Consider the following 11,779-nt stretch of genomic DNA (forward strand, 5'->3'; position numbering starts at 1 on the left):
AACAGTCAATTTATTTAAGTTTTCAGTTATAGAAATTCAACAAACTGAGAAAGGTCACGCTCAGGAACTTTCATCGGTGTACAACCAGGCGTGCCTAAGTACAAGAAACCAACAATCTCATCGTCACCTTCTAAACCAAATGCTTGATGAACTTCTGGATGGAACATCCACTTACCTGAGCGCCAAAACCCTTGAAAGCCTTGCGCTACGGCTGCCATTTGCATCGCTTGTACAGCACATCCCGCAGATAAGTGTTGCTCTAGTGCTGGTACTTTCTCATGTTCTGTTACTTTAGCAATAACAGTGATCACCATTGGTGCGCGAAATGGGGCATTCTTTACCTTTTCGACCACCGCTTCATCACTATTTTCAGCTTCTGCCGCTTTTACCAAGATATCTGACAGTTTTTTCAAACCATCGCCCTGTGCGATAACGAAACGCCAAGGGGTTAATCCCGCATGGTCAGGCGCACGAAGGCCTGCACGAATGATGTTCTCAAGTGCTTTACCTTCTGGTGCAGGCGCGGATAACTTCGCGATAGATCGGCGATTGAGCAAAAGATCGAGAGCGTCCATGAAAGAATCCTTATTGAATATCGTTGTTATTTTGTTTACGCCACTTTAGCACAATCTGCTCCTGCGAATAACAACCGGTTTTCTGGGGGCTTGATAACGTGCTTCACTTAACATCAAACTGGGTTTAATGTTAATTTATTCGCGAAATGAATAAGTTGAACATAGGCAGGTTGATGAACAAGGACAAACAAAACAGCATTTACGAAAAGATCGTTAATGACGAAGATGCCCGTGCCTGTAAGGCGATTCCTGAATCAGCTTGTCATCAAGTTCCCGGCAACTTTCTTAAAATCATTCTCGCTCAGTTTTTAACGAAGGTCGGCGATGCGTTAATCAACCCTAAAGTCACGTTGCCGTGGATACTACAAAGTCTCGGGGCTCCGGTTTACTTAATTGGTTGGCTGGTTCCTATTCGTGAGTCAGGATCCCTTATCCCACAACTTAGCATCGCGCACTACATCCGACGCATTCCAGTAAGAAAATGGGTCTGGGTAATTGGCAGCATCTTGCAGGCTCTTTCCATATTTGCAATCGGATTGGTCGCATTAACTCTGACAGGAGCTGCTGCGGGTTATGGTGTAATTGCATGTCTTGTGATCTTCAGCCTCTCACGCGGTTTAAATTCCGTCGCATCAAAAGATGTATTGGGCAAAACCATCCCTAAAAACCAACGAGGTCAAGTCAACGGCTGGTCTTCAAGTGCTGCTGGCCTGGTTACGCTGCTTTTCGCGAGCCTTCTGGCACTAGCCTGGTTATGGGACGTAGAGCCGACAGAGCGCTTTTACGGTCTGAGTTTAGGCTTAGCGGGCGTCATATGGCTCATCGCGGCATTCGTCTATGCGCGAATTAATGAGTATGCCGGTGAGGTAGACGGTGGTCGAAATGGCGTCCTCGAAGCATTTAAACAACTCGCGTTACTTAAGACAGACGTGACCTTTCGTCGATTCGTTATCACGCGGACACTATTTTTATGTTCTGCGCTGAGTGCACCGTACTACGTTGTGCTGGCACAGCAATCTCTGGGTGGACAGCTCTGGGTGCTAGCTCTCTTTATGTTTGCGAGTGGCTTAGCCTCCTTTGTGTCAGGTCCTTTCTGGGGAAGAATGTCCGATCGCTCTAGCCGCAGTGTGATGGTCATAGGCGCAATGATGAGCGCGCTACTTGGTGTTGTGTTATTTGTTTACGATACATGGGTCACCGCTAGCCAAAGCTTCCTATTCGTGATTCCTCTGCTTTACTTTTGTGTTTGTATTGCCCACGACGGAATACGAGTCGGACGAAAAACCTATTTAGTTGATATCGCAGAAGGTGACAAACGGACGAGCTATGTAGCCGTGAGTAACACAGTGGTTGGGATAATGCTGCTTCTAATGAGCTCTCTTGGTGTTATGTCGAACTTCTTGAGCCTTTCAGCTGTGGTGTTAGTGTTCTCTTTTATTACTTTTGCTGGCGTGGTAATGGCCAAACAACTGCCAGATATCAGTGACTAGTTCTATACAAAAAAGCTGCGCTCAAAGCGCAGCTTTTATGGTAAACACACATTAAAAGGCTAGAGTTTTACCGCCAATTTAACACCTTGACGAATCGCACGCACAGCATCAAGTTCACCCGCATGGTCAGCTCCGCCAATGATATGAATCTTCTCTCCAAGTTCAGACCATTTATCTTCAAACGGACGTACAGACTCTTGCCCAGCACAAATGATAACTTTGTCTGCATTAAGTACCTGCGCGCTTCCGTCTACATGAATGTGCAAACCTTGATCATCAATTTTATCGTAAGACACGCCGCCGACTAAATGTACGCCCCGTTTTTCAAGGGTACGTTTATGGATCCAACCTGTCGTTTTACCCGGGCCTTTACCTACACGACCTTTACGACGCTGAAGTACCCAGACTTCTTTATCGCTGACCGCATCAGGGTAAGGGTATAAACCACCCGGCTGAGACATCTCCTTGTCGATTCCCCATTCATGCAACCAGTCATCCAACGTTTGTCCAACTGGCTCAGTGAGCATGGTCGCGACATCTACGCCAATGCCACCAGCACCAACGATAGCCACTTTCTCACCGACTGGCGTTTTGTCTCGAATGAGAGTTTGATAGTCGACGACTTTCTCTGGGTTATCAATTCCATCAATATTGACTTTACGTGGCTCAACACCCGATGCCATCACTATCTCATCGTATTCTGTGAGTAAGTCATAGTTCGCTTCCGTCGATAAGTGCAGATTCACGCCTGTTTCATCAATACGGTTAGCGAAATATCGTATCGTCTCTCGAAACTCTTCCTTACCAGGGATCTGCATCGCAAGACGGAACTGACCACCGATGCGGTCGTTCTTTTCGAACAAATCAACCTTATGGCCACGTTCAGCCAGTGTGGTCGCACAAGCCAAGCCCGCAGGTCCAGCACCAACAACTGCAATGTTTTTCTTTTTAAAGGCTGGTTCAACAACAATTTCGGTTTCATAGCACGCTAGAGGGTTCACTAAGCAACTGGCGCGCTTACCTTGAAACACGTTATCTAGACACGCCTGATTACAACCAATACACGTATTAATAAGCTGCGCTTTTTCCTGTTCGGCTTTAGCAACAAAGTAAGGATCGGCCAAGAATGGGCGCGCCATCGAAACCATGTCGGCATGACCTGAAGATAAAATACGTTCTGCTTCATCTGGCGTATTTATACGGTTGCAAGTGATAATAGGAACCGAAACGTGAGGTTTAACTTTTTCCGTAACCCATGTAAACGCACCGCGTGGTACTTGAGTCGCAATTGTCGGAATTCGAGCCTCATGCCAACCGATACCCGTATTAATAATCGTGACGCCAGCCTCTTCAAGTGCTTTCGCCAATTCGATAACGTCTTCAAAAGTGCTGCCCTGCTCGACAAGATCCAGCATAGAAAGACGGAAGATGATGATGAACTTGTCACCTACCGCCTTGCGTACCGCTTTAACAATTTCTAGCGGAAAACGCATACGTTTTTTATAGCTGCCACCCCATTCGTCGTAACGCATATTAGTACGTTTACATAAGAATTGGTTTATCAAGTAACCTTCCGAGCCCATTAACTCGACGCCATCATAACCAGCAAGCTGTGCTAACTCCGCACTATTAGCAAACGCGTCGATGGTTTTCTTTATCTGGCGGTCGCTCATTTCACTCGGAGCAAACTTTGCAATTGGCGCTTTAATGCCAGATGCACTTTGCGAGAATGGATGCATTGCATAACGCCCAGCATGGAGAATTTGCAACGCAATTTTACCACCGTGCTTGTGCACCGCTTCTGTCACAACTTTATGGGCTTTAGCATGTTTTGGCTTGCTGAATTCAGCACTCAACGGGTGTAAACGACCGCGTAAGTTAGGAGAAAAACCTCCGGTTACAATCAGTCCGACACCGCCTTTCGCGCGTTCTTCATAAAAAGCCGCGAGCTTCTGTAATCCTTCTTTGTGCTCTTCTAAGCCCGTGTGCATTGATCCCATCAGAACTCGGTTTCGTAATTGTGTGAAACCGAGGTCCAGTGGCTTTAATAGGTTTGGGTACATGGCAGACATCACTTAACATCCATTGTTATTATCATGGTCTGACCAGATTAAGCCTGCTCAACCAAAAAATCAAACAAGCGTTTACATTTTTGTAACACCGATCAATCTCGTGTGAAAATATGCCAATTGTTGAGTGGTCGTGATAAGCTAAAAAAATGTTATCTTTTGAGATCTTAGAGATAAGAACCCATACTTTGTTAGACTCGGCGTAACTATCTCGTTATGGAGACAAGATGAAAAAACTCTTCAAATTTATTGGTTTGATATTTAAAGGGATATGGAAAAGTATCACTTTCATCAGACTCGCACTGGCAAACCTAATTTTCTTGCTGATGATTGCCGTTTTCTACTTTGCCTTTACTTATACCGGAGACGGTCAACCTGTCGTCGAAAAAGAATCGGCATTGGTGATGAACCTTTCAGGCCCAATTGTCGAACAAAGACGTTATGTAAACCCAATGGACTCTTTTGCTGGTTCCCTTTTGGGTAATGAGCTACCGAAAGAAAACGTCCTTTTCGATATCGTTGATACTATTCGCTACGCGAAAGACGATCCTAAAGTATCTGGATTAGTGCTAGCACTGCGAGACATGCCAGAAACAAATCTCACGAAACTACGTTACATCGCGAAAGCGTTGAACGAATTTAAAGCGTCAGGCAAACCCGTTTACGCCGTAGGTGATTTCTACAACCAAAGCCAATATTACTTGGCAAGTTACGCTGACAAAGTTTATCTGGCACCTGATGGTGGTGTATTGATTAAAGGTTACAGCGCTTACTCAATGTACTACAAAACGTTACTTGAAAAGCTTGACGTTTCCACTCATGTTTTTCGCGTAGGTACTTATAAATCCGCTATCGAACCGTTTATTCGTGATGACATGTCCGATGCGGCGAAAGAGTCAGCAACACGCTGGGTTACTCAATTGTGGAGTGCTTTTGTTGATGACGTAACAACAAACCGAAACATTGATGCGAAAGTGCTTAATCCAACCATGGATGAGCTGATTAACGAGATGAAGTCTGTAAATGGCGATATTGCTCAGCTCGCAGTCAAATTGGGGCTAGTGGATGAACTTGCTACACGCCAAGACATTCGCACTCTATTTGCAAAACAGTTTGGCAGTGACGGCAAAGACAGCTACAACGCGATTGGTTACTACGACTACCTTGCAACGATTCGTCCCGATTACACACTACCTCAGCACGACATCGCCGTTGTTCTAGCAAGTGGCGCGATTATGGACGGTCAACAACCTCGCGGAACTGTTGGTGGTGACACAGTCGCAAGCTTGCTGCGTCAAGCACGCAATGATGAAAAAGTGAAAGCGGTCGTATTACGAGTAGATAGTCCAGGAGGCAGTGCCTTTGCTTCTGAAGTGATTCGTAACGAAGTAGAAGCTCTGAAGCAAGCAGGTAAGCCGGTTGTTGTATCCATGTCGAGTTTGGCTGCTTCTGGTGGTTATTGGATTTCAATGAGCGCAGACAAAATCGTTGCTCAGCCAACAACCCTGACGGGCTCCATTGGTATATTTAGTGTCATCACCACGTTTGAAAAAGGCTTTAGCAAGTTAGGTATTAACACTGATGGCGTTGGCACATCGCCGTTCTCAGGTGACGGTATTACCACTGGCCTTTCTGAGGGCGCGTCTCAAGTGTTCCAATTAGGTATCGAACACGGTTACAAGCGCTTTATTTCTCTAGTTGGCGAGAATCGCGATATGTCTCTAGAGGAAGTTGACAAAGTTGCTCAAGGTCGAGTTTGGACTGGCCAAGATGCACTATCCTTTGGTCTTGTCGATCAAATGGGTGACTTTGATGATGCTGTAGAGCTAGCGGCGAAACTAGCGAACGTGACCGATTATGGCATTTACTGGGTAGAAGAGCCTCTTTCACCTACTGAACTATTTCTACAAGAGTTTATGAAACAGGTGAAAGTCTCTCTAGGTATTGATGCAACAAGCTTGCTACCAAAAAGTCTTCAACCCGTAGCTCAACAATTCGAACAAGACGCAAGCTTGCTCCAAAGCTTCAACGATCCTAAAGGTCAATACGCATTTTGTTTGAACTGCCAAGTGCAGTAGTTTTTCCATCAATATTACAAAGGGCACTTCTACTTGAAGTGCCCTTTTTATTAGGCTTTGCATCTCCTCAGATGACTTTCTGATGCTGTGCGTATAGCCTCGCATCTCAAGGTTATTTAGGTATATAATCCCCGCCTCTGTTCCCCTACACGAAAGAAAAAACGATGACTAGAAAACACATCTACATCGCTTACACCGGTGGTACCATCGGAATGCAAAAATCCGACCACGGCTATGTGCCTGTTGCTGGCTTTATGGAAAAGCAATTAGCAAGCATGCCCGAATTCCATCGTCCTGAAATGCCGGATTACACCATCCACGAATACGACCCTCTGATTGACTCATCAGATATGACACCTGCTGACTGGCAGCAGATTGCGAATGATATTCGTGACAACTATGACAAATACGATGGTTTCGTTATCCTACATGGTACTGACACCATGGCGTACACAGCGTCCGCATTGTCTTTCATGCTTGAAAACCTTGGTAAGCCAGTGATTGTAACGGGTTCACAAATCCCTCTCGCAGAGCTGCGTTCTGACGGCCAAGCAAACCTATTAAACGCGCTACATATTGCGGCAAACTACCCGATCAACGAAGTAACTTTGTTCTTCAATAATCAATTGATGCGTGGTAACCGCAGTACAAAATCTCATGCAGACGGTTTTAATGCCTTTACTTCACCAAACCTTCCTCCACTATTGGAAGCTGGGATCAATATTCAAGTTAGCAACAGCGTAACCGTTGGTGCACAACCAGAAGGTGAGTTTAAGGTTCACAACATCACGCCACAACCAATCGGTGTGATCACCATGTACCCTGGTATTTCACACGAAGTTATCCGCAACACGCTTCGTCAGCCCGTGAATGCGATGATTCTTCTGACTTTTGGTGTCGGTAATGCTCCTCAGAACCCTGAGCTGCTTGGTCACCTGAAAGAAGCCTCTGAGCGCGGCGTTATTGTCGTAAACCTAACTCAGTGTTTGGCAGGTAAAGTGAATATGGGCGGATATGCCACAGGTTGTGCTCTCGCAGACTCTGGTGTTATCAGTGGCTTTGACATGACGCCCGAAGCGGCGCTGGCAAAACTACACTACCTTCTAAGCCAAAACCTTTCTTACGAAGAAGTAAAAGAGAGAATGCAACAAGTACTGCGTGGTGAAATGAGCCTGTAAGTTCAAGCTTTCTACGATCTAAAAAGCCCAATACAATTTGGGCTTTTTTCTTTCAAAATCAAAATAATAAAATTTTGAGAAATAAGGCGTAAGGATTAATCAATGTTCGGATTGACACGAACAATATCGCTCTCTTCTCCGCTGAATTGTTTTTTAAGCTCTTGTTTTGATTTAAAACTGATTTCACCACCGGCTGCAACCGTCATATGCTGCGCATCAGTATTATGTTTTGATTGATACAACATCACAGCTTGCATACACGAATCTCGCTGCTCTTTAGAAAGTGTTGTACCCTCAGGCCATCTTCCCGTTTCTACTGCATAGACTAAGCGATCATAAACTTCTGGAGTCATCGCTTGTAATAGTTGTTCTGCGTCCATAGTGTACCTTCTTATTACATTCTATTTACAGAACATAACGGGTTAAGAAACTGAGTCAAGAATACGAAAATGAATTGGTGTAACGGATCACAAGCAAAGCCATGAAAAGAACAAACTGGTTACTTCTCAGCCTCGCATGTTTTGCGCTATCGGGCTGTTTTGAAGGTAACGTGACAACCGAAGAGTTGTGCCAAAAAACACCAGAGCTGCGTTGCGAGCAGCTCAATATGGATGACGGCCAATGTCGAATTCCAAGAACAAATTTGGTTTGGCATCGGTTTGAGCAATTGAAAAACCCATCAGAGGCCAACCAAATCATCGAATACGGTCTGGTCGCTGAATATAGGAAATGCTTAGAACTCGCCTCCCAGATCACCCCTATTGATCAAAGTGCTCTCAAAAGACAACGCTTTAATGCATTGGTACACAGTATTGATGAGCTAGAGCGCATCGTAAACGAGTTAAAAGGCTCAGAAGACCCGGCTACTTTGTATTTCTTATGGTCTCAAACGGGAGATACTCAAGCTCGGCGCGCATTTTTACAAATGGAAGGGTCTCCCCAATTAAATAATGCTGAGATGCAATATGCATTAGCCACTTTTTATACCAACCGAGATACCAAGAAAACCCTGGAGCTTCTTAATAACGCGTTGTCTTTATCTGATGAAGACAACATCAATCCGGTCATTCTCAAGTCAATGGCAAGTATTCATCAGGGGCTTGGAGACAAAGAGCAAGCGTATCTATGGGCAATGGTCGCGAAGAGATTCGACGTACCGCTTGCTGATGAAAAGCAGCTCCAACGTATGTTCAATTTCAGTCATCCAGAGCGATATAAGCAGTTGGATGAATTAGCCGAATCGGTGGCGAAAGCCATAGAGAAAGGTATCTATTCCCCAGCAATGATACCCAGTGAGATATAAACGAAAAACTCCCGCAATGAGCGGGAGTTTTTATTTAAGTCGAGCGACACTCAGATCACTGTTGAGCATGAATCATCCTGAAAGGATAAAACAATCTCGAGCACAATTTTGTCGTTATTATTCTGATTTGTTGAAAATTAACGACACAGAATTAACACAAAAACGCTCTCCTGTGGTCTGTGGGCCATCTTCAAAAACGTGCCCTAGATGGCTATCACACGTTGCACAACGAATCTCTGTACGTACCATTCCGTGACTTAGATCTTCTAAATAACGCACCGCTTGATCGTTGATAGGCGCATCAAAACTTGGCCATCCGCAGCCAGAGTCATACTTGTTATCAGAGACAAAGAGAGGGGCATTACAACAAGTACAAGCATAAACACCAGTTTCCTTATTATGCAGTAGCTTACCGCTGAAAGGAGGCTCTGTACCTTGCTCTCGGCAAACACGGAACTCTTCATCAGACAGTTGCTCACGCCACTGTTCATCTGACTTCGTCACTTTTTTCCCGCTTTGTTCCACGACTTTCGGCTCCTTATTTACTGTTCTTGGTATTGACTTTTTTAGCAAAAAACTTGCTTCTCTTAACAGTTGTAGCACATACTTTCTCACCAGGACACCATGCGTAATTAATTTGATAAGAGCACTTATCTCACCAGTTATATTACGCCAACTGGGCTACAGAAGAATCAGTTAAAAGTTTAAAAAACGTACATTTGCAAAGAATTGTTAAAAAAAGCGTCGCTTTTTTTTGACTTTAAACAAGTTAAGTCCGATTATCACTTGCAGATGTTTACTGGATTCTGTAATTTTACTACCAGTTATCTTTAATCAGAAATTAAGTTGTGGAGCAACTATAATGACTATCAAAGTAGGTATTAACGGTTTTGGCCGTATCGGTCGTTTCGTATTCCGTGCAGCGCAAGAGCGCAACGACATCGAAGTAGTAGGTATTAACGACCTTATCGATGTAGATTACATGGCATACATGCTTAAGTATGACTCAACTCACGGCCGTTTCAACGGTACTGTTGAAGTTGAAGGCGGTAACCTAATCGTTAACGGTAAAACTGTACGTGTTACTGCAGAGCGCAACCCTGAAGACCTAAAATGGGACGAAATCGGTGTTGACGTTGTAGCTGAAGCAACTGGTCTTTTCCTAACTGACGAGACTGCACGTAAGCACATCACTGCTGGCGCGAAAAAAGTTGTACTAACTGGTCCTTCTAAAGACGCTACTCCAATGTTCGTTAACGGCGTAAACTTCGACACTTACGCTGGTCAAGACATCGTTTCTAACGCTTCTTGTACTACTAACTGTCTAGCGCCTATCGCTAAAGTTCTTAACGACAAGTTCGGTATCGAATCTGGTCTTATGACTACAGTTCACGCAACTACAGCAACTCAAAAAACTGTAGATGGTCCTTCTGCTAAAGACTGGCGCGGTGGTCGTGGTGCTTCTCAAAACATCATCCCATCTTCAACTGGTGCTGCTAAAGCTGTAGGCGTTGTACTTCCAGAAGTAAACGGCAAACTAACTGGTATGGCTTTCCGCGTACCAACTGCTAACGTTTCTGTAGTTGACCTAACTGTTAACCTAGTTAACGGTGCTTCTTACGAAGACATCTGTAAAGCGATGAAAGAAGCTTCTGAAGGCGAACTAAAAGGCGTTCTAGGCTACACTGAAGATGCAGTTGTATCTCAAGACTTCATCGGCGAAGTTTGCACTTCAGTATTCGATGCTAAAGCTGGTATCGCGCTAACTGACAAATTCGTTAAAGTTGTATCTTGGTACGACAACGAAATCGGTTACTCAAACAAAGTTCTAGACCTAATCGCTCACATCTCTAAGTAATTAGAAAGTTAGCAATTAGCGAATAACTTCGTTAAAGAAAAGGCGGCTCTAGAGTCGCCTTTTTTGTATCTGGAATTTGAGAGAATGCAGGCTCGATGTTGCATTTAATGTGCGAAGCGCGTCTAAAAGCTCTCCCCCAGCGATAGGAAACTACACATGGATTTAAAAACTCTCCCAGCCCTAACGGTGCTATCTGATAACGTCACTATCGTTGAAGTTGATCAGATAAAAATCGTCCGCGTGATTCATGACAAAGCAACGGCAGGCATCTCGCTACACGGTGGTCATGTCGTGTCGTTCACGCCTAAAGGTCAAGAAGATCTGATCTGGATGAGCGAAAAAGCTGTCTTCGATGGTAAAGCTGCTCTTCGCGGTGGTATTCCGGTTTGTTGGCCTTGGTTTGGGCGTATCGCTGCTCCAGCTCACGGCTTTGCCCGCACCGCAGAATGGGAGTTGGTTGAACATCGTGAGAACCATAACGGTGTGATTGTTGAACTTGCTCTGTTCCCGACAGAAGAAATCCACGATATTTGGCCCCATATGTTTGACGCTCGTTTGGTGATTGAAGTGGGCGATGAGCTAAAAGTGACGCTCAAAGTCATGAACATTGATGACGAGGCTTGGACCTTCTCTGGCGCATTACATACTTACCTAAACGTTGGAGACATTAAGCAAGCACAAACGACAGGCATGGGTGCCGAGTACATTGATAGCTTGAAAGCTGATGCGGTATGCCAAGGTGGTAATGTTCTACAACTAACTGACACGATTGATCGCGTTTACACGCAACCAGAAGCGAAAATTTTGGTAAAAGACCCGGTATTGGATCGTACGCTAAGCGTACACAACCAAGGCCACAACTCAGCAGTATTATGGAACCCTTGGGCAGAAGGTGCGCAAAGCATGGGTGACATGGCTGACGATGGTTATCAAACCATGTTGTGTGTAGAGTCTGCTGTTCATGCACCAAGTATTGAGCAAGGTCAAACGCTCCAACCAGGTGAGACACATGAACTTGTCACTGTCATTTCAGCGCAGTAAGAATCACCATATAAAGGCCGGGATACCCGGCTTTTTTTGTAATAAATGTGCCGTCCTAAATAAGGTTGACACTTTCCACCCCCAAAATTGGAGAGTGTTATGAAATCAAAAACTAAAAGAACTCAGCGCGATTACTCCCTCGCTTTTAAACTCACTGTAGTTGATGAGGTTGAAAAAGGAAGCCTCA

At 44.7% G+C, this 11,779-nt stretch carries 10 protein-coding genes; 6 read left to right on the plus strand and 4 right to left on the minus strand.

Features of this window, described 5'->3' with window-relative positions; genetic code table 11:
* Positions 1 to 26: 26 nt before the first annotated feature.
* Positions 27 to 575, minus strand: coding sequence for an NAD(P)H nitroreductase (locus tag R7F67_RS11350; protein ID WP_005380711.1), 549 nt, complete (start codon positions 573 to 575; stop codon positions 27 to 29).
* Positions 576 to 748: 173 nt separating this feature from the next.
* Here R7F67_RS11350 and R7F67_RS11355 point away from each other — a divergent pair, with 173 nt between their 5' ends.
* Complete coding sequence (locus tag R7F67_RS11355) at positions 749 to 2,065, plus strand: MFS transporter (protein WP_025767195.1); 1,317 nt, start codon at positions 749 to 751, stop codon at positions 2,063 to 2,065.
* 59 nt (positions 2,066 to 2,124) lie between these two features.
* Here the strand turns inward: R7F67_RS11355 and R7F67_RS11360 are convergent, their stop codons facing one another.
* Positions 2,125 to 4,137, minus strand: coding sequence for an NADPH-dependent 2,4-dienoyl-CoA reductase (locus R7F67_RS11360; protein ID WP_318057189.1), 2,013 nt, complete (start codon positions 4,135 to 4,137; stop codon positions 2,125 to 2,127).
* 224 nt (positions 4,138 to 4,361) lie between these two features.
* Here R7F67_RS11360 and sppA point away from each other — a divergent pair, with 224 nt between their 5' ends.
* The gene (sppA, locus tag R7F67_RS11365; RefSeq protein WP_005380705.1) at positions 4,362 to 6,212 is read left to right on the plus strand and encodes a signal peptide peptidase SppA; all 1,851 of its coding nucleotides are present in this window, start codon (positions 4,362 to 4,364) and stop codon (positions 6,210 to 6,212) included.
* A gap of 164 nt (positions 6,213 to 6,376) precedes the next feature.
* Entirely contained in the window at positions 6,377 to 7,390 is a 1,014-nt protein-coding gene (gene ansA / locus R7F67_RS11370) for an asparaginase (RefSeq protein WP_017635822.1), read from the plus strand.
* A 95-nt stretch (positions 7,391 to 7,485) separates the two neighbouring features.
* Here the strand turns inward: ansA and R7F67_RS11375 are convergent, their stop codons facing one another.
* On the minus strand, positions 7,486 to 7,770 hold the full coding sequence (locus R7F67_RS11375; protein ID WP_005380700.1) for a YeaC family protein: 285 nt from the start codon (positions 7,768 to 7,770) through the stop codon (positions 7,486 to 7,488).
* A gap of 101 nt (positions 7,771 to 7,871) precedes the next feature.
* Between R7F67_RS11375 and R7F67_RS11380 the strand changes: the two genes are divergently transcribed.
* Positions 7,872 to 8,693 (plus strand): DUF2989 domain-containing protein, encoded by an 822-nt coding sequence (locus R7F67_RS11380; protein ID WP_017821139.1) that lies wholly within the window; start codon positions 7,872 to 7,874, stop codon positions 8,691 to 8,693.
* 117 nt (positions 8,694 to 8,810) lie between these two features.
* On the opposite strand, the gene msrB is transcribed toward R7F67_RS11380, so the two are convergent.
* The gene (gene msrB, locus R7F67_RS11385; RefSeq protein ID WP_005380698.1) at positions 8,811 to 9,218 is read right to left on the minus strand and encodes a peptide-methionine (R)-S-oxide reductase MsrB; all 408 of its coding nucleotides are present in this window, start codon (positions 9,216 to 9,218) and stop codon (positions 8,811 to 8,813) included.
* A gap of 337 nt (positions 9,219 to 9,555) precedes the next feature.
* Between msrB and gap the strand changes: the two genes are divergently transcribed.
* Entirely contained in the window at positions 9,556 to 10,551 is a 996-nt protein-coding gene (gap, locus tag R7F67_RS11390) for a type I glyceraldehyde-3-phosphate dehydrogenase (RefSeq protein ID WP_005380697.1), read from the plus strand.
* A 156-nt stretch (positions 10,552 to 10,707) separates the two neighbouring features.
* Positions 10,708 to 11,592, plus strand: a complete 885-nt coding sequence (locus R7F67_RS11395) for a D-hexose-6-phosphate mutarotase (protein ID WP_017820788.1) — start codon at positions 10,708 to 10,710, stop codon at positions 11,590 to 11,592.
* Positions 11,593 to 11,779: the final 187 nt, after the last annotated feature.

This window comes from Vibrio sp. YT-17, assembly GCF_033337375.1.
Classification (GTDB): Bacteria; Pseudomonadota; Gammaproteobacteria; order Enterobacterales; family Vibrionaceae; genus Vibrio; species Vibrio alginolyticus.

Coding starts and splice junctions, on each gene's coding strand:
- R7F67_RS11350 (WP_005380711.1), bottom strand. CDS start 575: ATGGACGCTCTCGATCTTTTGCTCAATCGCCGATCTATCGCGAAGTTA.
- R7F67_RS11355 (WP_025767195.1), top strand. CDS start 749: ATGAACAAGGACAAACAAAACAGCATTTACGAAAAGATCGTTAATGAC.
- R7F67_RS11360 (WP_318057189.1), bottom strand. CDS start 4,137: ATGTCTGCCATGTACCCAAACCTATTAAAGCCACTGGACCTCGGTTTC.
- sppA (WP_005380705.1), top strand. CDS start 4,362: ATGAAAAAACTCTTCAAATTTATTGGTTTGATATTTAAAGGGATATGG.
- ansA (WP_017635822.1), top strand. CDS start 6,377: ATGACTAGAAAACACATCTACATCGCTTACACCGGTGGTACCATCGGA.
- R7F67_RS11375 (WP_005380700.1), bottom strand. CDS start 7,770: ATGGACGCAGAACAACTATTACAAGCGATGACTCCAGAAGTTTATGAT.
- R7F67_RS11380 (WP_017821139.1), top strand. CDS start 7,872: ATGAAAAGAACAAACTGGTTACTTCTCAGCCTCGCATGTTTTGCGCTA.
- gap (WP_005380697.1), top strand. CDS start 9,556: ATGACTATCAAAGTAGGTATTAACGGTTTTGGCCGTATCGGTCGTTTC.
- R7F67_RS11395 (WP_017820788.1), top strand. CDS start 10,708: ATGGATTTAAAAACTCTCCCAGCCCTAACGGTGCTATCTGATAACGTC.